Origin of the sequence: Vibrio sinensis (assembly GCF_003605645.1) — a bacterium.
GTDB lineage: Bacteria > Pseudomonadota > Gammaproteobacteria > Enterobacterales > Vibrionaceae > Vibrio > Vibrio sinensis.
This window is the reverse complement of the sequence record NZ_QVMU01000010.1, coordinates 42,157-68,087: the sequence shown is the minus strand read 5'-3', so window position 1 is coordinate 68,087 and position 25,931 is coordinate 42,157. Positions and strand designations below refer to the sequence as shown.

General features: G+C 42.7%; 20 protein-coding genes and 1 riboswitch. Of the genes, 6 read left to right on the top strand and 14 right to left on the bottom strand.

All coding sequences use genetic code 11. The features are described 5' to 3' along the window. Positions 1-2: 2 nt before the first annotated feature. The 9 genes from DZ860_RS12330 to DZ860_RS12290 all read right to left on the bottom strand — a co-directional run bounded on the left by DZ860_RS12330 (position 3) and on the right by DZ860_RS12290 (position 10,530). Positions 3-1,727 carry a GspE/PulE family protein gene (locus DZ860_RS12330; RefSeq protein ID WP_120031684.1) on the bottom strand — a complete coding sequence of 575 codons (1,725 nt, stop codon included), beginning with the start codon at positions 1,725-1,727 and terminating at the stop codon, positions 3-5. Next, positions 1,717-2,889 (bottom strand): tetratricopeptide repeat protein, encoded by a 1,173-nt coding sequence (locus DZ860_RS12325; RefSeq protein WP_120031682.1) that lies wholly within the window; start codon positions 2,887-2,889, stop codon positions 1,717-1,719. The genes DZ860_RS12330 and DZ860_RS12325 overlap by 11 nt, the downstream gene beginning before the upstream one ends. Then, a complete protein-coding gene (locus DZ860_RS12320) occupies positions 2,886-3,731 on the bottom strand; it encodes an ExeA family protein (RefSeq protein ID WP_120031680.1) in 846 nt (281 codons plus the stop codon). The genes DZ860_RS12325 and DZ860_RS12320 overlap by 4 nt, the downstream gene beginning before the upstream one ends. Positions 3,732-3,733: 2 nt before the next feature. Further along, positions 3,734-5,377: a pilus (MSHA type) biogenesis protein MshL gene (gene mshL, locus DZ860_RS12315; RefSeq protein ID WP_120031678.1), complete on the bottom strand. Its 1,644-nt coding sequence runs from the start codon at positions 5,375-5,377 to the stop codon at positions 3,734-3,736. Positions 5,378-5,396: 19 nt separating this feature from the next. Beyond that, positions 5,397-5,726 (bottom strand): MSHA biogenesis protein MshK, encoded by a 330-nt coding sequence (locus DZ860_RS12310; protein WP_120031676.1) that lies wholly within the window; start codon positions 5,724-5,726, stop codon positions 5,397-5,399. Continuing rightward, positions 5,719-6,369 (bottom strand): MSHA biogenesis protein MshJ, encoded by a 651-nt coding sequence (locus DZ860_RS12305; RefSeq protein WP_120031674.1) that lies wholly within the window; start codon positions 6,367-6,369, stop codon positions 5,719-5,721. The genes DZ860_RS12310 and DZ860_RS12305 overlap by 8 nt, the downstream gene beginning before the upstream one ends. Then, the gene (locus DZ860_RS12300) at positions 6,369-7,808 is read right to left on the bottom strand and encodes an MSHA biogenesis protein MshI (RefSeq protein ID WP_120031672.1); all 1,440 of its coding nucleotides are present in this window, start codon (positions 7,806-7,808) and stop codon (positions 6,369-6,371) included. Before DZ860_RS12300 ends, DZ860_RS12305 begins: the two co-directional genes overlap by 1 nt. An 8-nt stretch (positions 7,809-7,816) precedes the next feature. Continuing rightward, the gene (gene csrD / locus DZ860_RS12295) at positions 7,817-9,820 is read right to left on the bottom strand and encodes an RNase E specificity factor CsrD (RefSeq protein WP_120031811.1); all 2,004 of its coding nucleotides are present in this window, start codon (positions 9,818-9,820) and stop codon (positions 7,817-7,819) included. 167 nt (positions 9,821-9,987) lie between these two features. Continuing rightward, positions 9,988-10,530 (bottom strand): single-stranded DNA-binding protein, encoded by a 543-nt coding sequence (locus tag DZ860_RS12290; RefSeq protein WP_120031670.1) that lies wholly within the window; start codon positions 10,528-10,530, stop codon positions 9,988-9,990. Between the two features lie 279 nt (positions 10,531-10,809). Here DZ860_RS12290 and DZ860_RS12285 point away from each other — a divergent pair, with 279 nt between their 5' ends. From DZ860_RS12285 to DZ860_RS12270, 4 genes are all read left to right on the top strand, one after another. Beyond that, the gene (locus DZ860_RS12285) at positions 10,810-11,463 is read left to right on the top strand and encodes a LuxR C-terminal-related transcriptional regulator (RefSeq protein ID WP_120031669.1); all 654 of its coding nucleotides are present in this window, start codon (positions 10,810-10,812) and stop codon (positions 11,461-11,463) included. 111 nt (positions 11,464-11,574) lie between these two features. Beyond that, positions 11,575-12,450 (top strand): UTP--glucose-1-phosphate uridylyltransferase GalU, encoded by an 876-nt coding sequence (gene galU, locus DZ860_RS12280; protein WP_120031667.1) that lies wholly within the window; start codon positions 11,575-11,577, stop codon positions 12,448-12,450. Positions 12,451-12,694: 244 nt separating this feature from the next. After that, positions 12,695-15,517: an excinuclease ABC subunit UvrA gene (gene uvrA / locus DZ860_RS12275; RefSeq protein ID WP_120031666.1), complete on the top strand. Its 2,823-nt coding sequence runs from the start codon at positions 12,695-12,697 to the stop codon at positions 15,515-15,517. A 66-nt stretch (positions 15,518-15,583) separates the two neighbouring features. After that, complete coding sequence (locus DZ860_RS12270) at positions 15,584-17,374, top strand: PglL family O-oligosaccharyltransferase (protein WP_120031664.1); 1,791 nt, start codon at positions 15,584-15,586, stop codon at positions 17,372-17,374. A 91-nt stretch (positions 17,375-17,465) separates the two neighbouring features. Here DZ860_RS12270 and DZ860_RS12265 read toward each other — a convergent pair whose 3' ends face one another. Continuing rightward, complete coding sequence (locus DZ860_RS12265; RefSeq protein WP_120031662.1) at positions 17,466-18,584, bottom strand: pyridoxal-phosphate-dependent aminotransferase family protein; 1,119 nt, start codon at positions 18,582-18,584, stop codon at positions 17,466-17,468. A 151-nt stretch (positions 18,585-18,735) separates the two neighbouring features. Continuing rightward, a riboswitch (Lysine riboswitch) is annotated at positions 18,736-18,914 on the top strand. Between the two features lie 132 nt (positions 18,915-19,046). On the opposite strand from DZ860_RS12265, the gene lysC reads away from it, so the two are divergent. Further along, entirely contained in the window at positions 19,047-20,399 is a 1,353-nt protein-coding gene (lysC, locus tag DZ860_RS12255; protein WP_120031660.1) for a lysine-sensitive aspartokinase 3, read from the top strand. Between the two features lie 120 nt (positions 20,400-20,519). Here the strand turns inward: lysC and pmbA are convergent, their stop codons facing one another. Next, positions 20,520-21,863, bottom strand: a complete 1,344-nt coding sequence (gene pmbA, locus DZ860_RS12250; RefSeq protein WP_120031658.1) for a metalloprotease PmbA — start codon at positions 21,861-21,863, stop codon at positions 20,520-20,522. Between the two features lie 110 nt (positions 21,864-21,973). Between pmbA and yjgA the strand changes: the two genes are divergently transcribed. Next, positions 21,974-22,501 (top strand): ribosome biogenesis factor YjgA, encoded by a 528-nt coding sequence (gene yjgA / locus DZ860_RS12245; protein WP_120031656.1) that lies wholly within the window; start codon positions 21,974-21,976, stop codon positions 22,499-22,501. Positions 22,502-22,567: 66 nt separating this feature from the next. Here yjgA and thiQ read toward each other — a convergent pair whose 3' ends face one another. From thiQ to thiB, 3 genes are read right to left on the bottom strand one after another with little or no spacing between them, the layout of a single operon-like run. Further along, a complete protein-coding gene (gene thiQ / locus DZ860_RS12240) occupies positions 22,568-23,278 on the bottom strand; it encodes a thiamine ABC transporter ATP-binding protein (RefSeq protein ID WP_120031654.1) in 711 nt (236 codons plus the stop codon). Then, positions 23,265-24,866 (bottom strand): thiamine/thiamine pyrophosphate ABC transporter permease ThiP, encoded by a 1,602-nt coding sequence (gene thiP / locus DZ860_RS12235; protein ID WP_120031652.1) that lies wholly within the window; start codon positions 24,864-24,866, stop codon positions 23,265-23,267. Before thiP ends, thiQ begins: the two co-directional genes overlap by 14 nt. 9 nt (positions 24,867-24,875) lie before the next feature. Further along, entirely contained in the window at positions 24,876-25,871 is a 996-nt protein-coding gene (gene thiB, locus DZ860_RS12230) for a thiamine ABC transporter substrate binding subunit (RefSeq protein ID WP_120031650.1), read from the bottom strand. Between the last annotated feature and the right edge of the window lie 60 nt (positions 25,872-25,931).

Sequence of the window (25,931 nt, the reverse complement as noted above, 5' to 3'; positions counted from 1 at the left end):
CCTTATAGATAAATCGGTTGTGAAGCACCAGAGGAGTCCCCCTCACCGAGGTTCATCACTTCGCTAAAACTCACAACACCTTGCAATGCCAGCTCCATTGCCGATACAAGCAAAGGCTTATAACTCTGCGAGCTTCGCGCTATTTTCGCAAAACCAACCGCATCATTAGCACGTAGTGCATCCATCATATCGTGCTCTAATTCCAGCATTTCAAAAACACCGATTCGACCGCGATAACCGGTAAAGTTACAGTTTTGACAACCACGTCCGGTATAAAACGCCGCCCCAACCTGATTTGGGAACCGTTGCTGTAACCACAGCTGACAGCTCTCATCAATGTGCGCTTCTTTCTTACATTCTGGGCAAATTTTACGGACTAGACGCTGAGCAACAACCGCTCGAACGGCACTGGCAACTAAGTAACCCGGAGCGCCCATGTCCATCATACGCAAAGCACTATCGACTGCATCGTTAGTATGCAAAGTACTTAATACCAAGTGACCAGTTAATGCGGCACGAAGACCTATTTCAACGGTTTCTCGGTCACGCATTTCCCCGACCAAAATAATATCTGGGTCTTGGCGTAAGAATGTTCTCAGCACAGTAGAGAAATCGAGGTCGATTTTAGGATTGACCTGAACTTGGTTCACACGAGGCAGACGGTATTCCACCGGATCTTCTGCGGTAATGATCTTTTTACCTGGTACGTTCAATTCACTCAAAGCACCATACAAGGTGGTGGTTTTACCTGAACCCGTCGGCCCCGTAACCAAGATCATGCCGTGTGGACGTCGCAACTGACCACGTAAGCGTTCTAGTAACTCGTTAGGCAATCCCGATTGATCCAACGATCTTACGCCAGCCGATTGATTGAGCAGACGCATTACCACAGATTCACCATACTGAACCGGCATGGTCGACATACGAATATCAACCGATTGACCTTTCACTTTGATATTAAAACGACCATCTTGAGGTAAGCGTTTCTCTGAAATATCCAAATTGGCCATTAACTTCAAACGCAATACTAATGCTGGGGCGATATTGACTTCGTTCAACAAGGTTTCATGCAAAACGCCATCAATACGTTGACGCAGGCGCAATACGTTTGAATCGGGCTCAATATGAATATCCGAAGCACCAACTTGAATTGCATCTTCAAATAGAGAGTTAATCAGTTTAACAACCGTGACTTCATCGCTGTCATCATTATCAATACCAAAATCAAAGGCTTCGGTATCTTGATGCTCTGCTTGCAATTGCTCTGCAAACGAAGCGATATCTTTGGTTCGACGATAGTAACGATCAAACCCATCAACCAGTTGTTTCTCAGACGCAATAACAAACTCAATCCCATACTGTGGCAATTGAGTCAGTAGTGATTCTTGAGCAAAAAGATCCGCCGGATCGCACATCGCAATACGCAGGGTATCCTCATTTCGCCCGATGACTAAGGCACGTAGACGACGAGCATGCACCTCCGGCAATATTTGCACCGCATCAACATCAATAGTTGCTCGATTCAAATCAATGAGAGGTATCGCTAATTGTTGCGATAAAAACGTCAACATTTGATGTTCAGAAAGGAACCCCAATTCAATTAACATTGCACCGAGTTTTTGCCCAGTCGCCTTTTGAGCTTGCAGAGCTTGCTGAACTTGCTGATCGGTAATGATCCCTTCTTCAACTAATAAGTCACCGAGACGTTTACGTAATTTAATTTGCATAGGATGCTCCCTCCATATTCTCGATACTGACGAGGCGGTCTCGAATAAACTGCTGGGAGGCACTCGATAATCCGAGGTTGTTTAACGCGTTGGTATAACTTTCTTTGGCTAGCGAAAGAGATAAGTCTCGCTCTTGTTGAATAGCCAGCCCTAACCACCAGCGACCATTATCCGGTTCAATTGAAGTTAAACGCTGATAGCTTTCTAATGCCATTGCATCTTGATCTGCTTTTTGTGCCAAGGCGGCACGTAGCGATAGGTATTCAACCGATGGCTTAATTGGTAAATAAACCAGTGGCGTCAAGGCCGCTGTATTTTGTTTTTCTTTAAGCAATAGCTTAGTTAATGCTAAGCGTAACTCTTGATTGGATTTATCGAGCTCAATCCCTTTTTGCAGCAAATCAACGGCTTTACGCACATCACCTTTACCGTAGTAAAGAGCCGTCAGTTTTTGACGAATAAGGGCATCTTTAGGCGTATAGCGAAGCGCATCTTTGTATTGCGTTAACGCTTCTTTCAGGTTGTTGCTGTCTAACGCTTTCTCGGCTCTCAGTCGTGACTTTTCAGCTAACTGACTTGGAGTAAGCTCAATTTGTTCAATCACCATCTCACCCGAAACCTGTGCTTGTGGTGTCGTCGTTGGCGGTATGAGTGCCTTTTGCTTGGCACTTTCATGGCTATCGGTAGCAACACGAGCAATCAATACGGGTTCTTGAATCGTGATCGGTTTAGATGTTGCCTTTGTTGAAGCAGAAGAGCCCGACGCTGGTGATGTTTGTGGTTTTTGCGTCACACTCACAGACTGACTTGGAGTCATCTCTACCCAATCAGTGTTCTCTGCTTGGTAAATAGATTCACTGCCCAGTGTTACTTTTACTGTCGGGGAAGTAAGTGCTGTCGGAGAAGAGAACGCGGTCGGGTTACCGTTCAACTCAACAAGATCTGATGATGTCGCCATACTGATATCAGCGCGATGAGTGATGGTTTCAGCTTGCTTGGAAACCGCCCAACCACCAACAGCAAGGCTCAGGCTAAACCCACCGATGATCCATGGTAAGACAGAAGCAGACTTAATGGGTTTGATATGGGCTCTTTCAACACCTGATGAAACCTGACTTTGCTTGTCCGATAATGCTGACAATGCATTATTAATCGCACTCATTTTTTACTCCACCCCCATAATCGCGGGCTTTTAAATTTGGGTTTACAACTATCAAACGTGTCATGAATCGCATCATAAATTTGATGGTTGGAGACGACGATACTCTCTTGGCTATAAGCCAAGACTAAAGACTTATGACAAATTTGATTAATTAGCCTCGGAATACCATGACTGGCTTTCCAAATTGCTTTTTTTTGATTTAATGAAAACAGCATTACGTCACAACCCGCTTTATTTAGCCGGTTGTCAATATAGGCAACCACCTCACTTACATTCAGCGAGCGTAACTTGGCATTAAATGTAATTCGTTGGCGTAACTGCCTCAAATGATGCTGCTCTAAACGAACATCGAGCTCCGGCTGACCAAATAAAACGATCTGCAATAACTTCGCTTGTTCTGTTTCTAAATTACCAAACAAGCGTAAGACTTCGAGGGCATCATCACTGAGCGCCTGAGCTTCATCGACCAATACCACGACTTGTTTTCCATCACTAGCAAGCTGTATTAGACACTGCTGTATCGCATCAACAATCAAGGTGGGATTATCAACTTCAACACCAAGCTCTGATGCTATTGCTTGGCGAAGTTGCTCTCCCGACAGTGCTGGATTTGGCAAATAGACTAACTGAATTCGATCCAAAAAGTGCTTTACCATCATTCGGCACACCATGGTCTTTCCGGTTCCAACCTCACCGGTCACTTTAATCAAACCCTCACCCATCATTAGCGCTGAGTTGATGGTTTGAATCGCCTCATAATGCGGATCTAACCCCAAAAACAATTCTGTATTTGGGGTTAGATGAAAGGGCAATTGCTGAAGGTTAAAGTACTCTAAGTACATACTTAGTTCTGCTCTTGAGGGAACCAATCCTGTAATAAATCACGCGAACGCTCGAGCTCTTTTTGCCAAGTATTGACACCAACAACCGACGGTTTCAGCAAAATCACCAATTCGGTTTTTTGTGTAAGCTGAGACGTGTTTCTAAATAGATGACCTAATGCAGGCACATCGCCAAGGAATGGCACTTTAGACACTTGATCCACCGTATTGGACTTCATCAAACCACCAATAACGACCACGTCTCCATCTTGCGCGCGAATCACTGAATCAGACTCTCGAATAGAACTACGAGCCAATGGCAAGGTAACGCTCTCACTACCAAAGCCGATCTCTTTCACCTGTTCTTGAACATCAATAACAGCGGGATGTACATGGAGTAAAACATTGCCTTGATCATCAATTTGCGGCGTTACATCCAGTGAGATTCCAGAGAAAAATGGCGTAAGTTCAACTTCTGGTGCAGGCTCTGAATTATCACCCGATCCAACAACACTGGAGAAGTCTGTCACGTAATATTCATCGGTACCGACTTTGATCACCGCTTTTTGGTTATTTGATGCTGTTACTCTAGGACTAGACAGAACATTAAGATCGCCTTGAGTCGCCATAAAGCTTAATACCGCATCAAAACTTCCACTTGAGATAACTAAGTTAGTTTGCCCACCGAGCAAGTTACCTATAGCGTCTAAACCCGGTAAACCCACAGGTAAAATACTGCCAGTGCTATCTTTTACAATTGAACCTTGGCCTATGCTGTAATTGGTTCCATTAGAACTGAACGCTTTCGACCAATTGATCCCTTGTTGATAGCCATCACTTAAAGTGACTTCTAAAATTTTGGCTTCCAAAATAACCTGACGGTGCATACGTTGCTGCGCGATACCAAGAAACTCCCGCACTTGACGTAATTCATCTGGGTACGCACGAACCGTAATCACACTCGCCTGTGGGGTAACGACAACACTTTGGCCTTTACCAGAACCAATCAGTTGCTCCACCGCTTGTTCTAATTGCGGCCAAAAATCACTTTCACTGGTGGTTTCAATCTCAGTTCCACCTTTTGAAGTACTGGTCGAGCTAGAAGAACTTGATGAACTGGACGAAGAATCCGAAGATGAGTCACTGTCAGTATTAGTGATGGTACCGGTGGTAATTGAAGTAAGTGAGCGTCCACTACGCTTAAACTGTAAGTAATCGACAGGGATGGTCACAGTTCTTAAACCCGCAGGGTATACTTGAATAACCTTACCAATTTTCTTGATTTCATAGCCGTACATATCACGAACAACGGCAAGCACTTCATCTAACGTCACATCAGATAAGTTCACGGTAATTCGCCCAGTCACGTTAGGATGAATGGCTATACTGAATTCGGTACCTTTGACCAAGCTAGCGAAAAAAGCGGTCGCTTCAACACGATCTGCTTTGATTCGAAATCGTTTCATCGTCTCTGTATTAACTTGGTCAGAGGAATCTAAGCTCGGCATTAAGTCAGCTTCGACCGATGGTGGAAGTTCTTGAAGCTCACGACTATTGGACTCATTGATGGCTTGATTGAGGGCAGCTTTCGCTTCAACTGGGTCTCGATGTCCCATAGAACAACCAGCCAATGATATAATCGTGGTGGCTAAAATAAGGTTACGCATACGATTCAACTACCCTTTATTATTGTTGTTGTTTTATGTTTTGAGGAAACAGTTCAAGCTTCCAGTGCTTTTTGCCGCGGGTAAGCATGACATACTCACTATCAATGCGCTGAATATTGAAACCATTCAATTTTTCACCCTCTGATAAGGCTTTTCCATTTAGAATCGCAACACACTCAAGTTGCGAACCACAGACAATACTCTGTAAATTAGGGACATTCACGCGAGTCACTTTTGCTGTAGGGGCTTTTTGCGTACTCACTTGCCAATTCAACGGTGCGGTAGGATCTTGAGCTGCAAAACTCACCGACGTAACGCCTAATAAGCCAATCAACCATTTACTAACCACCGATAAACTCCTGTCTTGTTCCCAAGGTATAGACTTCCAACACCAACTTAGCATTAGGGTACTTTTCTACTTGATAATTAAAGCTTTTCCAATAGTAGTTTACAGGTAATGATTCTAAGGTTTCTAGATACTTCAATACTGAAAAGTAGCTTCCTGTTAGCTCAAGACGTACTGGATGGACAAAATATCCCGCATAAGTCTTGGTGGCTTTCTCGCCCGTGATAGGTTCCGCTTTTAAGGACTCCAACGAGATCAATTTTAGTCCTTTAGTTCCAGACAAAACTTGCTCTAGTAATTGGGACATTTCACTCGGTGAGATTAAATTTTCAATGATACTAGCTAGCTCTGTAGATAGCTCCTGGCTTTCTCTCACTAAGCTTTTGTATTCAATATTGATATCTTGGTCTGGATCTTTATTGAGCTTGGCCGTTGCAACCATCATTTGGCTTTCCAAGGTTTGATTAGCCAACTTCGCGGTAGATATTTTCGTTTCCATCACCTGATTGCTTTTAAATAACGGTTCAAGGGCAAAAACATGACCCACTAAAACGATAACGACCAGAATACAAAGAGTAATAAGCGACTTTTCACGAAGACTTAACTGCGAAAATTTTTGCTCTAATTGCTGCCAACGCGAATTCATTACTGCGTATCCTCTTTGGTTTGCAATTCAAAAGTAATAATATCTTGCTCATTTCGACCGATTTTGAGCTTATCAAAAGCCCGTCCAACCAAGTTCAATTCATTCTTAAATTGATTCACCCAACTCGGAACCGACTCGGCATTTTTGGCTAAACCTCTTAAATTAAGAGTATGCTCATCCATCATGATGTAATTAAGTGAGATATCTTTGCTGCCAAGCTTGGCTAAACCGCCCATAACGCCAGAATAACCGATTTGACGAGCTTGATCATAATGACCGACTGCATCCAAAGACTCTTTCTTTGATTCAATTTCTAACTTTAAGCGCTTCACCGCCGCTACTTTTTCCATCGATGGGCGATGGGTCGCTAAACGTTGGTTTAATTCATTTAACTGCTGCTTTAGCTCTATTTCTTCAGACTTATAAACATCTAGCTCTTGAGACAGCTGTGTTTTTTGATATTGGAGAAAACTGTAAGACAACACACCAAAGATGAGTAAACTTGAAGAAAACATCAAAACAGATGTCAACGTAAAATGCTCACGCTTAGGTTTTAGATGTGCAGGATAAAGATTAATAAAGTCCGGAGTTAAAGCATTCGCATGTTGTGTTAGTACAACCCCAGACTCCTGTGCAACATCAGTAAGGGTTGAAACTTTAACACTTAGTCTTTGGCCTAATTCTGAAACCAATTCATTATTATCTTCTTCATCACAGCACACTTTCATTTGGTGTAACGAAGCACCACGAAGCTGTGAGGATAGATAATCGACTGAACGTTGAAGTTCTAGAGCTAAACCATCTAATTGCAAACCACTTAGCGCTACGCCAGTAACTGGCGAACTAACACCACGAATGGTTCGTTGGAAGATGCATCGTTGCTCAACAAATGCACTCACTTTAAAGTGGCATTGTTTACTTTTTTGCAATAGGAAAAATTGTTGTGAGCCTGACGCTGTTTTTCCCCATAAATCATCTTCAACGCCGACGTGACCTAATTGAATCTTGCTCGATTCTAGCAAGTTAACGAGGTCTAAAATGAGTTTCTTAGCAACGACATAGACTTGCAGTTTATGCCCAGTTGGCATGGGTAAAGAATCAGCAACAATATCTGTCACTTTTTCCGCAATTAAATCTTTAAGTAGAAATGGTAACGCTTTGCTAAGTTCTTCTTGAGGGAGGTTCGGCTTATCTATTTGGTAAGTCTGATAAAAATTTGAACTTAAAACGACATCAATTGTGATATCTGAAATATTCGCTGCATCCAGCGCACGTTTCAATCCAGGAAGCCAATCAAGCCCATTGAGTGCAACTTGTTCTGGTAGATTAAATTTCTGGTTAGGTGAAAAATACAATGCCGCAGGCTGAACAATAACAATTAAGTCACTGCCCACTTTTGCCTTTTTCCCGAACTTTCCAATTAAAGATTGAATTTTCATTTACTACTTCAACTCTTCCGCCAACGGTTTCTTCGTCCGACCTGTATTTTGGGTGAGGAACCTAAGAGACGTGGACTTTGTTCACTAGGAAGAAAAGCTTCTTCCGCCTGAAAATAACGTCCTTGAACCCCTTTCACGCCAAGATCGAGCATAGTTTTGTATTCTTGTTTTTGATCCACACCAACGGCGACCAATTGAGTTTTCAATCCGTCACAAGCCCCTAAAAGGCTACGTATAAATAATTGATTCTCATGTTTCTTATCAACCTGCTTAACGAGACTACGATGCAGCTTCATATAATCAATAGGCAGGTCTTTCAAATAATGCGTACTAACGATTGAACGCCCAACTTGGCCAATTGTCACTTTACACCCTAAACCCACCAGTGTTTTAACCACAGGTCTCATATAATCTAGATGTTTGACAAAACGTCCCTCAGAGAATTCAAACATCAGTTGTGCTCTATTCTCTGCTGACAATTGGAGAAGTTCGTATCTAAACCATCTAAAGTATTTACGGTCTGAAAATGGATTAACACTTAAGTTTATAGAATAACATGAACCATTATTTGACGCTTTCAAAAAATTGACGACTCGTGTCATTACCGCACGGTCCAAGATCGCTTCATAACCCACAGATTCAAGCGCACCATAGAAACGCGAGGCCTTAATCAACCCTGCGTCAGGATCGTTAATTCGAGTAAATAGTTCATAATGATCAATATGTAACTCTAAGGCGGAATTGACTAAGTAACATGGCTGAGAAAATATCTGAATCTTATCTGCCTTAAGTTCTTGATCGAATATCGTACGCCAGCGAACGCTTCCTCGCTCTGCTTTGCTCTCTAGTTTCTTAAATCGGTTCCAAGTATTCACACCTTGGAGTTGCGCACTCTTTAACGCTGTCTCAGCTTCATCGATAACCCGTCCATGTCGCTCTCCCTCTTGGAACATGCTAATACCGATATGACACCAGTTATCTTTATCAAGGGAGCTTGGTGGATTTATTTTTGCCAATTGCTTTAGTGTATTAATAGCAATGCTTGCGACTTCTTTACTATTTAAGTGCGGCGCAAAAATCGCAAAATCAGAATGATAATATCGAGCTAAAATCACATCAGGATAGCGTTGGATAATATTGCTAATGCTTTCCCCGACCTCAACAATAAGATCGTTCGCCGCTTGACTGCCACTCTCTTGTTTTAATAGATCCCAATCATCAATTCGTAATAGTAAGATCCCGCCATGAGCCCCACTTTCAGACAAAGCGGACTCTAACTTACTATCAAACAAAACTCGGTTAGCGGTTCCCGTAAGTTGATCTAAAAATGTTTGAGTGCGAATAAAAGTATCAAAGCGACTGCGCTCTTGTCGGGCATCTTGCAGTTCTTCAATCAAAAGATCGAGAGCTTCACTCGCGGTATAAGGCCATTCTTTTACATCACCTTTTGCATACTCTTGCACTCGGCCAGCAAGAATCATACGACCGCGCTCTTCTAACAGTTCCGATCCTAAAAATTGCAGTTTTAACCATTTAACAGCTTGAGCTAAACAAAATACAATCAGCCCTACAGCCAGAGTAATAGACCAAAACGCTTGGATTGAATAACCATACCCTAAATAGGGTGGGACTGCCTGAAAATGGAGGCTATACCCTTTGTTTCTCTCTAATTTAAAGTCGGCTGAGTAAAGTAAATTACGATCAACTTTCGAGGAGGTGTCTTTAAATCGATAAATAACCCCTGCACTTGAAGAGAGTTGCATCTCAACAATATTGGAAGCTTGTAACATTTTAGGCATCCAACGCTGCAAAGAATAAGCAGCATCCGGATCTTCCATTTCTTTATCGACGACCTCAACAATCCCTTTCAAAGAATGGTCTAAATACTCTTGCCCTAAACTTCTGAATGACAAGGTCCCGCCTAAAAAAAGAATAAACATTGCACTGGTAACAATCACAGTAACAAATGCCACTAACCTTGTGCTGAGTTTTAAGGTTGGGGTATACCTCATTGGCATCGAAGTCCTTTTCTATCATGCTATAACACATTTACCGAATAACAACCCAAATAGTAGATTAACACTATGATTGTTGGATTAAGTACTTAAAACTCGGGAATGTTTGAATTTACTATATAAAAAAGCCGCGAAATTCGCGGCTTTTTTCACTAATGGATACCTTAAAACGGGATATCGTCATCAAAATCCATTGGTGGCTCGTTGTACTGAGGCTGATTCTGTTGAGCTGGTTGCTGGTGATGTGATGGCTGCTGTTGCTGTTGCTGCATCGCAGGTTGTTGAGGTTGACCCCATCCACCTTGTTGCTGCTGTTGAGGCTGACCACCCATTGGTGCGCCTTGACCGCCGCCTTGACGACTACCTAGCATTTGCATTACACCATTAAAACCTTGTACAACGATCTCTGTTGTATATTGGTCTTGGCCTTGCTGGTTTTGCCATTTACGAGTTTGCAATTGGCCTTCAATGTAGACTTGAGAACCTTTACGCAAGTACTCACCTGCAACTTCAGCTAGCTTGCCAAACAATGCTACACGGTGCCATTCAGTTTTTTCGCGCTGTTCACCAGTGCTTTTGTCACGCCATGTTTCTGATGTTGCTACGGTAATATTAGCGACAGCACCACCGCTCGGCATGTATCGAACCTCAGGATCTGCCCCTAGGTTGCCTAATAAAATAACTTTGTTTACTCCACGGCTCGCCATGTTTCGCTCCGTCCTGATTGTTGAGAGTTCATTAAACCAATAGTAAGGATACCACGCTTTATTCCCCACTCAAATCTAACAACTCGGATTAAAGAAAGAAGAATACGTTCACACCTCTTTCAGCAAAAATATTTAGAGTGAAATCAACACTCATTCTTGATGACAGATAACTAAATTACTTTCACATATGAAACAACGCGAAAAAAGCTCGTTTTACGTTGGTTATTTTATAAACTTTCAGACAGGCTGAACCATCCAACACAATAAGTGAGAATGAGTATGGCTAAAAATATCTATGCAAGAACAATTTACTTCCTGTGTGCCGATAAGACAGCGCGCTACCCTGAAGTTGAACGGATAGAAAAAACATTAGCTCTACCCATTCCCAAGATTGAACCTGGTGAACTCATGTTGGCGATGCAGCAACATAAGCATAAGATTTTGCTTGTTGACTACCAAAACTATCAGCCTCTTAATAACGCGATAAGAAACCTCCCCTTAACTCATAAGATATTTGAAATCATCATCTTTAATGTCGACAAGCGACTAACAACTGATGAGTTATTAAGTTTTGGCAACTTAAAGGGACTGTTCTATAAAAATGAACCCTCAGAAAAAATTGCCTTAGGTTGTGGGGAAGTCATCAATAGCCAGAACTGGCTCCCTCGAAAAGTAGCCGCACAACTTCTACATCATTATCGTCATGTTATTGATAGTCAAACAGCGCCCGCGACCGTTGACCTCACTACTCGGGAAATCCATATTTTACAAAGCTTAACTACAGGTGCATCGAATATTCAAATTGCAGAAGACCTGTTTATTAGTGAGTACACGGTGAAATCCCACTTATATCAAATATTCAAAAAACTCTCGGTAAAAAATAGAGTTCAAGCCATCGCATGGGCCAAACAACACTTAGTGTCTCAAATGTAACTAAATATCCAAAAAAGCTTCGGGTGTACTAAGGCATTAATCCTCAATTCATTGAAAACATGCTATCTTTGCGCCAGCTAAATTTGAGTAAAAAAGATAAAGGGTTTTATCATGATTAAAAAATGCCTCTTCCCGGCAGCGGGCTACGGTACTCGTTTTCTTCCGGCGACCAAATCAATGCCAAAAGAAATGATGCCAGTCGTAAATAAACCACTCATTGAGTATGGTGTTGAAGAGGCTATCCAAGCAGGGATGGATGGCATGTGTATCGTAACCGGGCGTGGCAAACACTCGATTATGGACCACTTTGACAAAAACTATGAGCTGGAGCACCAGATCAGCGGTACTAATAAAGAAGAATTATTGGTAGACATCCGCGATATCATTGAATCAGCGACATTTACTTATACACGCCAACGTGAAATGAAAGGTCTGGGTCATGCGATCCTAACTGGACGTGAATTGATTGGTGATGAACCATTTGCCGTCGTTTTGGCTGATGACTTATGCGTCAATGAGCAAGAAGGCGTATTAGCTCAAATGGTCACGCTATTTAAGCAATTCCGTTGTTCTATTGTTGCGGTTCAAGAAGTACCGGAAGATGAAACCCATAAATATGGTGTTATCTCTGGTGAAATGATCAAAGATGATATCTTCCGCGTTGATGACATGGTTGAAAAACCAGAGCCGGGTACAGCACCAAGTAACCTTGCGATCATCGGTCGTTATATCTTGACCCCTGATATTTTCGAAATCATTGAAAATACCGAACCGGGTAAAGGTGGCGAAATTCAAATTACTGATGCGCTGCTACAACAAGCTAAAGCTGGCTGTGTTCTTGCTTATAAATTTAAAGGTCAACGTTTCGATTGTGGTAGCGTTGAGGGTTACATTGAAGCAACTAACTACTGCTTCGAAAATCTATATTTAAAAGACAGCAAAAAATCAGAGCTAGGCAAAAAAGCGACCCAACGCGAAGACGTCTAATTCGAAAATAGCGATTTTTTATTATTTTCCCTGATCAAAAGCAGCGACGGTTCGCTGCTTTTTTATTCATAACGTTCAAGATCTCTTACTCCTTTCTATCCATCTTCGGTCACTAATATTACTGTTTTTTTATCCAGTAAACCTTTGAACAATCCTCACACTATGTAATACTTGTTTTTCTTATTGTTGCCGTTTTCTAGCAACAATTTCTTGTGTGTTCTGTTTGTAGAGTAGAGTCATTACGATGGATAAGATCGAAGTACGCGGCGCCCGTACCCACAATTTAAAAAACATCAACGTCACAATACCGCGTGATAAGCTCATTGTAATCACCGGCTTATCAGGGTCAGGTAAATCATCCCTCGCATTCGATACCCTCTATGCAGAGGGCCAACGACGTTATGTCGAGTCTCTGTCTGCCTATGCTCGCCAATTCCTTTCGTTAATGGAAAAGCCGGATGTAGACCACATCGAAGGACTTTCTCCAGCGATCTCTATCGAGCAAAAATCGACATCGCATAACCCAAGATCAACAGTGGGAACTATTACAGAGGTCTACGATTACTTGAGACTGCTGTACGCTCGTGTCGGTGAACCTCGCTGCCCAGACCACAAAGTACCACTGGCTGCTCAAACCGTTTCTCAAATGGTGGATAAAGTTCTTGAACTTCCGGATGGTTCAAAAATGATGTTGCTTGCACCTATCGTGAAAGAACGAAAAGGTGAGCATGTTAAAACGCTAGAAAACTTAGCTGCACAAGGTTTTATTCGTGCCCGAATAGATGGCGAAACCTGCGATCTTACCGATCCACCACCTCTTGAACTTCATAAAAAACACACCATTGAAGTGGTCGTAGACCGATTTAAAGTTCGCCAAGATCTTCAACAACGTTTAGCTGAATCATTTGAAACGGCCCTCGAGTTATCTGGTGGCATTGTTGTCATTGCACCGATGGACGAAGACGGTGACGAAATTGTCTTTTCTGCTAATTTTGCCTGCCCACACTGTGGCTACAGTATGCAAGAGCTAGAACCAAGACTATTTTCATTCAACAACCCTGCAGGCGCATGTGGGACTTGTGACGGCCTTGGTGTTCAACAATACTTTGATCCAAGCCGAGTCATACAAGATGAGCAACTAAGTTTAGCTCAAGGAGCTATCCGTGGTTGGGATCAGAAAAACTATTATTATTTCCAAATGCTGACATCGCTGTCTGAGCATTACGATTTTGATTTACAGACTCCATTTTCCTCTTTGCCTAAAAAAATCCGCGATATCATTTTAACCGGATCAGGACGCACCGAAATTGAGTTTAAATATGTCAATGACCGTGGCGATATTCGCGTAAAACGACACCCGTTTGAGGGGATCCTTAATACTCTCGAGCGCCGTTATCGTGATACGGAGTCCAACTCGGTTCGAGAAGATCTCTCTAAATATATCGCAACTAAATGTTGTAGTAGCTGCAACGGTAGCCGTCTACGTTTAGAAGCACGTAATGTATTTATCGATGACACCACGCTACCTGAGATTACCCAACTCAGTATTGCCGATGCATTGAGCTTTTTCGCAACGTTAAACCTCTCTGGTCAACGAGCGCAAATTGCCGAAAAAGTCATGAAAGAGATTAATGACCGCTTGGAATTCTTGGTCAATGTCGGGCTAAATTATCTTAACTTGTCACGTAGTGCAGAGACTTTATCCGGCGGTGAGGCGCAGCGAATTCGCCTTGCTAGCCAAATCGGTGCTGGGCTTGTCGGTGTTATGTACGTATTGGATGAACCCTCTATCGGCCTCCATCAACGCGATAATGAGCGCTTACTTAAGACGCTGATCCATTTACGAGACTTGGGTAATACCGTTCTTGTTGTTGAACATGATGAAGATGCAATTCGTATCGCCGATCACGTGATTGATATCGGCCCAGGAGCTGGTGTACACGGTGGCCATATCGTTGCCGAGGGGACAATGGCTGACATATTAGCTAACCCTAACTCTCTGACTGGGCAATATTTGAGTGGTGCGAAGCAAATCGCGATACCTAAAGAGCGAACGCCGATTGATCACAACAAAGTAGTAGAGTTAATTGGCGCGTCAGGCAACAACCTCAAAGAAGTGACGGCAACCATTCCGGTCGGTCTATTCACTTGTGTCACCGGGGTTTCAGGGTCAGGTAAATCTACCTTGATTAACGACACATTTTTCAAAATCGCGCATACTCAATTAAATGGAGCAACAACCGCGACACCGGCGCCATTTAAAGCCATTAAAGGGCTCGAGCATTTTGATAAAGTGATCGATATTGATCAAAGCCCGATTGGTCGTACGCCACGATCTAACCCTGCGACATACACTGGAATTTTCACCCCAATCCGTGAGCTTTTCTCTGGAACTCAAGAGTCTCGCTCTCGTGGTTATAAACCGGGACGCTTCAGCTTTAATGTTCGAGGTGGACGCTGTGAAGCATGCCAAGGGGATGGGGTAATAAAGGTAGAGATGCACTTCTTACCTGATGTCTATGTTCCTTGTGATATTTGTAAGGGTAAACGCTACAACCGCGAAACCCTCGAAGTTCGATACAAGGGAAAAACCATTGATGAAGTCTTGGAAATGACGGTAGAAGATGCACGTAGCTTTTTTGACCCAGTTCCAGTAATTGCTCGAAAATTACAAACATTAATGGATGTTGGCTTGTCGTACATTAGACTAGGTCAAGCGGCAACGACGTTATCGGGAGGGGAAGCTCAGCGCGTGAAACTGGCTCGAGAGCTTTCTAAAAGAGATACGGGCAAAACATTGTATATCTTAGATGAGCCAACAACTGGGTTACATTTCCATGATATCCAACAGCTATTAACCGTCTTACACCGACTGAGAGATCATGGTAATACTGTCGTGGTCATTGAGCACAACCTCGATGTAATAAAGACTGCCGATTGGATTATCGATTTAGGTCCTGAAGGTGGACAAGGTGGTGGTGATATTATCGCTGCGGGAACTCCTGAAGAAGTAGTAAAAGTGAAAGGTTCTCATACCGCTCGTTTTCTTAAACCTATGTTAAAATAGCGAAAACCATAAACAAAGCCAATCAGTGTGAGTAACAATGATTGGCTTTCGAATACAGTGAGTACTATGGCTACTATTCATGTTGCTGGCACACAATTGCAACCACAACTTCCTCGTTTACCACTAATCAAACCGATGCTGTTGGCTCTTGGTGCGACCTTTATCTTTGCCATGCACATTTTTATGCCGAACCCGGGTGGTTCAGGGCTGGCTTTATCTTTCAATGCTACGACATGGATTGGTTTCAGCATTGCCCTAGCCCTTGGCTTCTACCAGCTAGGCACCAATGGGCAGCTTCGTTATAACAAGCTCACCATTTTTTTATTTCTTAGCTGTCTACTACTTACCGTACCCATGGCATACCCTAATTCCGGTGGATATTTAGCCATAAACCGCCTTATTGGTTTATGGGCTGGATTTGCTCTGTTTGTCTCATTACAGCAATTTCGTTTTAGCAATAAGCAAAAGCAACGCTTGCTATGGTTTATCGTCATTGCTGTTTGGATTCAATCTGCTTACGGTTTAGTTCAATACTTCTTACTCCAACCGGGAAACAGCTTAGGTTACGATACAGTAGCCAATCGTCCTTATGGCATATTCCAGCAACCAAATGTAATGGCGAGTTTTCTTGCTACAGGGCTTGCTATATCTGGATATTTACTCGCTCGCCAACCCATCAAATATCATAGAAAACTAAGTAGTATTCTATTTTTGTACTTCACTCCAATAGCGACCATACCACTGCTGATTTTTCTTGCATCAAGAACTGGTTGGCTGGCTGCTAGTATTTCAACGTTATTATTACTCCCATACCTATATAGCTTCGCGAGCAAAAAACGATTTATTGGTTGGTTTGGCTCTGTCGCTGTCGGCGTTCTTATTGGCTTAGCACCATCATGGATGTTCAATCAGTCAATGCTTGCCGAGTCGCGTGCAAATTTAGAAAGCCCTCGTAGTTACACTTTCCCACAAACCCTAGATATGTTTGTAGAAAAACCATTTACTGGTTATGGCTACGGTCGATTCGAGCCTGAATACATTTTATATACAGCTCGTCAGCACTCTCTTAATGATAACTATCCAGCGGGCTTACCTGCGATGGATCATCCGCATAATGAATTGCTCTATTGGGGTGTAGAGGGTGGGATCATTCCACTTCTCGGAATTTTTCTTGCGGCTGGTATCGTGTTGTTTCGTATTTATCAAATTAAACCCGGCACACGAATGGCCATGTTTGCTCTGTTTGTCCCTATCGTCATTCATAGCCAATTAGAGTATCCGTTTTATCACTCCGCAATTCATTGGCTCATATTTATTATTTTGATCTATTGGGTTGATCAACGCTCCAACTCGTATCGTAGCGTCTCTTTTTCCATTATTTCCAAAACATTACTGCGAGTGTTGAGCTTAGTGATCCCTATAGTGACCACTTTCTATATGGTGAGCTCACTCCATACCAATTACATATTGCATCAATTTGAACGTAGTTCTCCACCGAATCCGGAAATTTTAGAAGAGGTCTCAAATCCTCTGGTTTGGGAAGATAGGTATAACTGGGATATTTACAGTACTTACCTCAATATTGGGTTAGTACAGCAAGATAAGGCGCTTATTACCCCATATATTGAATGGGCGAAAGAGATTATACAGACTAAACCTCGGCCAGCTTTTTATCAGCACCTGATCATTGCTTATCAAGCTATTGACGATTCAGTGCGAGCGGAGCAAATCCGAACAGAAGCGCAGTACTTATTTCCTGCTACTGATTTTTCTAAGATTCAATATGTAAAACCGAGTAATTTAAAACCGAGTGCTGCTTCAGCTTCCATTGAAAACATAGCAAGTGGGGCTAAGTAATTTAGTAACCGATTTAAGTCGATAGAGACGAATAAGGGCGAAATAATTCGCCCTTATTTATATTGAATACACATTGAATTTGTAACGCTAATTAAACAAATGCGTCTTCAAGAGCTTTTAGACACAAGGAAACATTTTCCGCACGAGCCCCGTAACCCATAAGGCCAATACGCCAAGTCTTTCCTGCTAAAACACCTAAGCCTGCACCAATTTCTAAATTATACGTTTCAAGTAAGTGAGCCCTAACTTGCGCTTCATCTATTCCCTGTGGAATGTAGATTGCATTGAGTTGTGGTAGGCGATAAGGCATTTCAACCACAAACTCGAAGCCTAACTTTTCTAGTCCATCACGTAACTTCTCATGCATACGTTGATGTCGTTGCCAGGCATTTTCCAACCCTTCATTTTGTAGAAGCACGAGTGATTCATGTAGTGCATACAAGCTATTTACAGGGGCTGTATGGTGATAACTGCGTTTCCCCTCACCGCTCCAGTAACCTAGGACAAGGCTCTGATCCAAGAACCAACTTTGAATAGGTGTGGTTCGCGCTTGAATCTTTTCAATTGCACTCGGTGAAAAGGTAACAGGAGCTAAACCCGGTACACATGAAAGACACTTCTGGCTACCAGCATAGACCGCATCTAGCTGCCACTCATCGACTTTCAATGGTACGCCACCTAAAGAGGTCACTGCATCTACGATTGTAAGCATACCGTGTTGTTTTGCTAATTGACCTAACGCTTGGGCATCAGACAATGCTCCTGTTGACGTTTCAGCATGAACAAAAGCTAGAATTTTTGCATCTGGGTTTTCCTTGATGGCTTGCTCTACTTTGGCAGTTGAGACCGGTTTTCCCCACTCATCATCAACCAATACTGCAACGCCACCAGCACGGATGACATTTTCACGCATGCGCTCGCCAAAAACACCATTGCGACAAACAATCACTTTATCGCCCGGTTCAACTAAATTAACGAAGCAAGCTTCCATTCCCGCACTACCCGGCGCGGAGACAGCGATAGTAAATTCATTTTCTGTTTGGAAAGCGTATTTAAGCAGTTGTTTTAGCTCATCCATCATTGAGATAAATAATGGGTCTAAGTGGCCAACTGTCGGACGGCTTAATGCTTGCAAAACTTGTGGTGAAATATCAGAAGGCCCTGGGCCCATTAATATACGGCGTGGTGGAATAAAGCTTTGAATCGTCATAATTTCTCCTTAAGGCAAAGCGGCAATACACCACCTTAGTCGAATTCACCGAGCTCGACAATTATCCCTAAGTCTAGCGATCACGCATCTGTCACCAGTTTGTTAATTTTTATTGACAACATTCACATAACAACGTTCAATGATTGAGCATTTTTGCAGAAGAGGTGCACTGCCCAGGTAGATGTTTTGTGGAACCGCAATTCCTATACATAACATTCAGGGGGAGCAGTGCCGAGATGGATGAAAGTTGCAGGATTTTATCTGTCGGTTGACATGGGTTGATTCCCATCAACTGTCATCAGTGCTACCTGATGATGAGCTTCTGAGGTCACCATATCTATAACATAACCTCTAATCTCGCTCATATATCTCCTCTTATCGTTTGTCTACTCTACAAACAAAAACAATGGATGTTGGATTACCAACTGTAATTTTTACTTAGGAAGTCGTAGGAGAAACATTGTGAGTCTTTTCAATGTCGCCAAGTTTGGTGGGACTAGTGTCGCTAATTTTGAAGCGATGAGTCGCTGTGCCGATATCATAGAAAACAATCCCAATACCAGATTAGTTGTCAGCAGTGCTTGTTCTGGCGTAACCAATTTTTTAGTCGAACTCGCCAATGGAATATCCGATCAAGCACAAAGAGATCAAATCCTTAAAAGGCTAGATGAGATCCACCAAGCCATCCTTAATCAACTTGAGGATGCTAACGAAACATCGGTTGCCGTCAGTCACATTTTAGAAACAGTTAGCCATTTAGCTGAAGCAGCCTCAATTCAATCCAATAAAAAACTCACCGATCACCTTGTTGCTTGTGGGGAGTTGATGTCGACGCATATCTTTGCACAAGTACTACGTGAGCGAGGAGTCAAAGCAACCCGCGTTGATATTCGTGATGTCCTCAGAACTGATAGTCAATTTGGTAAAGCTGAACCAAATCTCGACCAGATCAAATCACTCGCACAACAACATCTAATTCCAATGTGTCAGGATTTTGTTGTCGTTACCCAAGGCTTTATTGGTTGTGATGAAGATGGCAACACCACAACACTTGGACGTGGTGGCAGTGATTACAGTGCGGCGCTCATTGCGGAAGCGGTGGAAGCTGAGGGATTAGAGATCTGGACTGATGTACCTGGGATCTATACGACCGATCCTCGTATCGCACCGAAAGCGACACCAATCTCAGAAATTAGCTTTAGTGAAGCATCAGAAATGGCTAATTTTGGCGCAAAGATCCTTCACCCATCAACCTTAGTTCCAGCATTGCGCCACGATATCCCAGTATTCGTCGGATCATCAAAAGAGCCAGAAAAAGGAGGAACGTGGATTCGACACCAAGTTGAAAGTTCACCACTATTTCGAGCTCTTGCGCTTCGCTGCAATCAAACCATGGTGACATTACGCAGTGTTGAGATGTTTCATGCTTACGGATTTCTAGCCAAAGTCTTTGAAGTTTTAGCCAAACATAAAGTGTCCGTCGATTTGATTACGACCTCAGAAGTGAGCGTCTCACTAACCTTAGATCAAACTGATACCTCTGGTGGCGCGCCACAACTTCCAGAACAAGCTCGCCTTGAACTAGAAAAGTTGTGTACCGTAGAAATTGAACATAATCTCTGTCTTGTCGCTCTGATCGGCAACAATATGAGTGAAAGTAAAGGTTATGCCAAACAAGTTTTTAGTACATTAGAAGACTTCAACTTACGCATGATCTGCTACGGTGCAAGTCCACATAACCTATGTTTTTTATTACATGAGTCAGTCTCTAAATTAGCGATTCAAAAACTACATCAAGACCTATTTGAATATTGATTCGTTGATCACGCGACAACCAACACAAAAAAGGTTGGCTTCAAGCCAACCTTTTTATCATTTCATTGCTATTAACACTGATAACGATGAATCTAGATCATAATAAACCGATCTACTCTACTACTCACCCGCGACTTTCATCGCTTCAATCAGAATAGAACCCGTTTGAATTTGCGAGCGTGTTTCAACGTCATTACCAACAGCGACAATTTGACGGAACATATCTTTTAAATTGCCCGCAATCGTAATTTCAGAAACCGGATATTGGATCACTCCGTTTTCAACCCAAAAACCTGAAGCGCCACGTGAATAATCACCAGTAACCACATTCACGCCTTGACCCATCACTTCAGTCACTAACAGACCTGTACCCAGACCTTTCAACATTTGCGTGAAATCTTGACCTGTTGAGTTAACAAACCAATTGTGAATACCACCCGCATGTCCTGTTGGGGTCATATTCATTTTACGAGCAGCATAACTTGTCATTAAGTAAGTTGCTAAAATACCATCAGTGATAATTTCGGTGTCTTTCGTCGCAACACCTTCGCTATCAAATGGGCTTGATGCTAAGCCACGTAAAATATGTGGACGCTCAGAAACATTAAACCATTCAGGTAAAATTTGCTGTCCTAGATGATCAAGTAAAAATGATGATTTGCGATAAAGATTGCCACCGCTGATCGCCATAACTAAATGCCCAAGCAAACCAGTAGCCACATCAGCAGCAAACATCACCGGATATTTTCCAGTTTTCAATTTTCGCGCATCCAAGCGACTGATGGTTTTTTCTGCGGCTTCTAATCCAACTCGTTCAGGAGACCATAAATCATCTTTATGACGCGCAACGGTATAACTGTAGTCACGCTCCATCTCGCCATTTAGTCCCTCACCGATCACACAGCAACTCACACTATGACGGCTAGATGCGTAGCTCGCCAACAAGCCATGACTATTGCCATACACCTTAACTCCATAATGGCTGTCATAACTGGCACCATCACTTTGTTTAATTCTGTCGCTATAGGAAAGTGCTTTTTGCTCAGCGGCAATAGCAATCTGTGCGGCATAATCAGGATCAGGGGTATCAGGGTGGAACAGATCCAAATCAGGGATCTCTTTCACCATAAATTCTTTAGGCGCAGGACCTGCAAAAGGGTCTTCAGAGGTATATTGGGCGATATCTAATGCAGCCATTACCGTTTGCTGAATCGCCTTTTCACTAAGATCTGACGTTGAGGCACTCCCTTTACGCTGACCTCGATATACGGTGATACCAAGAGCACCATCACTATTGAATTCTACGTTTTCCACGTCACACATATGTGTTGATACGCTCAAACCGGTGCTCTTCGTGATAGCGACTTCAGCCGCATCCGAATGTGCCGCTGCCATGTCTAATGCCTTAGCAACAGCCGCTTCAAGCTCCGCTCTTTGTTGAGTAACTTGCTCTCTTACGTCCATATCTCAATAAACTTTTCACTATGAATGTATTTAGAATAACAAGAATTTCGCTTTCTCCCCAAGAATCTTGTTAAAATAGAGAAATAGAAGTCGAAATTAGGATAAATAAGATGGCTCGCAAAAACCAGAAAGCGCCATGGGAACCAGAAGAAGAGATCATTTGGGTTAGTAAGACCGAACTGAAGAACGACATGGACGCGTTACAAAAATTGGGTGAAGAACTAATCAGCTTAAAACCAGCTGTATTAGCAAAATTCCCAATTAGTGAAGATTTGCTTGATGCGATTAAAGATGCGCAACGTTTTAAGAACGAAGCTCGCCGTCGCCAAATGCAGTTTATTGGTAAACTGATGCGTCAGGAAGATCCAGAACCGATTCAAGCGGCACTGGATAAAATCCGTAACAAGCACTCACAGAACACAGCGGTTCTACACAAACTTGAAACTCTGCGTGACCGTATCATTGCAGAGGGTGATAAAGCGATTGCTGATGCTGTCGACTTATACCCAACGATTGACCGTCAGCGTTTACGTCAGCTTGCTCGTCAAGCTAACAAAGAAAAAGCCGCAAGCAAGCCACCAAAGTCTTCTCGCGAAATTTTCCAAGTTCTAAAAGAATTGAACGACAAAGATCTTTGATCAAACGTTTGGCTCAATTAAGTTTTAATTTAAAAAGGCTTGGTAAATCACCAAGCCTTTTTCTTATCAATTTGAATCCCCTGCGCGCACAAACTCAGACAGTGTCGAATGTTGATGATTTACCGATAACGTATTTATTTTACCGGTAACAGCAACAACGCCATCAGCAACAAAGACAAAATCAGAAGCAATCGCTTTTGCGTCACTAATATGATGCGTCACCATCACAATCGTACGATTACGTTCAGTTGCCAGCTGCTTCACCAGAGCCAACATTTCTTCTCGAAGAATAGGATCTAACGCTGAAAAAGGTTCATCAAGCAACCAAATAGGGTGAGGCTGGACAAAACAACGAGCCAATGCGACTCGTTGCCGCTGCCCTCCAGAAAGCTGTTCCGGCAAACGATCTAAGTATGCCTCAACTCCAACTTGCTGCGCGGCTTGTTCAACCAACTCTTTCTGAGCTTGAGATAGCTTTAACCCTGGGTGTAATCCTAATCCAATATTTTCACGTACCGTCAAATGAGCAAATAGATTATGGTCTTGAAACAAAATCGTAAAAGGTCTCTGATGTGGCGCTTGGCCGAGAACTGATGATGAGTTAAAGCAAATATCACCGTGAACGGGTTCAATAAATCCGGCAATCAACGCCAGTAACGTCGATTTCCCTGCTCCACTAGGTCCCATTAGTGCAGTAATCGAACCTTCTGCTATCGTGACATCAAAATTAAACAATTCTTGATGGTAATAGTAATGAACCTGATCAACCGTTAGCATATTTCACCTTACTATTAGCTTTAAAAACAAACTCAACTAACGTAAAGCAACCGACGCTGAGTATTAATAATACGACAGACACGACCGCAGCTGCCTCCATCTGATAACTACCCAATAGCTGGAATAGATACAGCGGTAATGTTCTAAAGTCTTGGCTGCCAAACAATGCGATGGCACTTAAGTCACCAATCGCCAACATAAAGCTTATGGCAAATGCATGAGCCATTGGTCTTTTCAACGCTCGCCACTCCACCACTTTAAATCGTTGCCATCCTTGCATTCCTAGGCTCGCACAAACATATTGATATTGTTGCTCTACATGGAGCATAGGCTGCGAGAGGGTTTTGATGACATAAGGTAATCCCATTAACGCATTGACCAATACAACCACCACGAAAGCTAAGCTATACGCATCGGTCACCGCACGCAGTAATAGGAATAGCCCAGTGGAAATCACCAAACCGGGGGTGACTAATATTATGGTTCCTATCAACTCAACATAATCGGCCCGTTTTTCTTGCGCATTCAATCGCAAACGACGGCTTGTGAGTAATATCGCTATTCCAGAAAGTAATGCAATACTACTCGCTAAACCCGCGACTTTAATCGAAGACCAAAACGCGAGCCAAAATCGTTCGTCACCAAATACCACAAAAAGTTGCTTATTTAAGCCACTTAAAACCACCATAAATAACGGTGGTAAGACTAACAGGCATGGCAAACCAATCCAAATAGCATCCCAAGCATTGTCTCCCCAACCTATTTTTTCATACGTCATTTTACCAGCTTGGCTACCCGTAGTAACAGGCAGTGGCTGTGATAAGCGTTGGATTGAAAATGCCATAAAACCACACAGACACATTTGCCAAATACCCAGCAGTGCCCCCGTTTGAAGATCAAATTCAAACTTAATTGCTTGATATATAGCAAGCTCAATAGTGGTTGATTTAGGTCCGCCCCCTAGCGCCATAACAGCGGCAAAACTAGTGAAACAGAGCATGAAAACCAAACCGCTAACATGCGGAAGCTGTTGCCTTAACCTTGGCCATTCAACCCATTTAAACTTTTGCCACGTATTCATACCTAAATGAGCACATAGCTTATGTTGTTCTGCTGGAATCGTATCAAGAGCTTGAAGTAATAGTCTGGCCGCATAGGGCAAATTGAAAAAAACATGGGCAAGGAGGATGCCGTTCAATCCATAGATAGAAAATGGCAGTCGGCTATCAAACCAAGCAAATACGGTCGCTAGCAATCCGCTATTACCATAAATAGCCAATAAACCAAAAACGCCGACCAGAACGGGTAATACTAAGGTTGTCGCAAATAATTTCAGTAGTAGTGACTTGCCAAAAAAATCACGTCGAGACAATGCATGGGCAACCGGTAAGGCGAGCCCAACACTCAGTAAGGTCGATAAGAAAGATTGATAGAAACTAAACTTAGTGACATGTCGATAATAGGGATCTTGCCATACTTGCAAAACATTCAGTGACGGTGAATAGACAAGAAGAGAGCCAAGAGAAAAAACAACAAAGGTCGCGATAATAATCGCGACCAAAATGCCTATTTTAGGAGTACGACGCAAGAGTAACCCTTAGAATGTTAGTGCGTTTTGCCACTCACGAATCCATGTTCTGCGATTTTCAGCCACTTCTTGTGAGCTAAAACTTAAACCTTGAGCAGGAATCGTTAATGATTCAAATCCTGCCGGTAATGTAATATCGGTCACTGGATACATCCAATTTCCTGTAGGCATCGCTGACTGGAACTCATCACTTAAAATAAAATTCATAAACTCATCAGCCAGCTTTTCATTTTGAGTGCCTTTAACCTTAGCGGCAACCTCAACTTGCATGTAATGCCCTTCAGTAAAATCTGCCGCTACATATTTAGCGTCATTTTCGGCAATCAAATGGTACGCAGGTGAAGTCGTGTAAGACAAAACAAGATCTGACTCTCCCTCAAGGAACATTGAATACGCTTCTGACCAACCTTTGGTTACCGTCACCGTTTTCGTCGCCAACTGTTTCCACGCTTGAGCGGCATTATCGCCATATACCGACTTCATCCAAAGCATTAATCCTTGCCCTGGTGTTGATGTACGAGGGTCTTGATAAATGACTTTAAGATCATCACGAGATTCAACCAGCTCTTTTAAGCTTTTCGGTGGATTAGTCAGTTTTTCTTTATTGTAAACAAATGCGAAGTAGCCAAAGTCATAAGGAACAAAAGTTTTATCTTGCCATCCATTTGGTAACGCTATTTTAGAGGTATCGACTTGATGTTCAACGAGTAGCCCCGTTTTCTTTGCTTCATCCATCAAATTGTTGTCTAGGCCTAATACCACATCAGCTTTGCTGTTGCTGCCCTCAAGACGTAATCTATTTAGGATTGATACACCGTCATCTAAAGCGACAAAGTTGATATCACAGCCACCACATTGTGCTTCAAATGCCTTTTCTACTTTCGGCCCAGGGCCCCAATCAGCAGCAAAAGAATCGTAGGTATAAACTGTTAAAGTGTTATTTGCGGCGAATGCGCTAAATGAGGCCAATGAGGCCATAGCCAACGTGCTAAGAGTGGTTTTCACTGCTCGCTCTCTCCATATTTGAGCGGCATAGGCTTGAGGCGTGTCTTATTGCAAGAATTG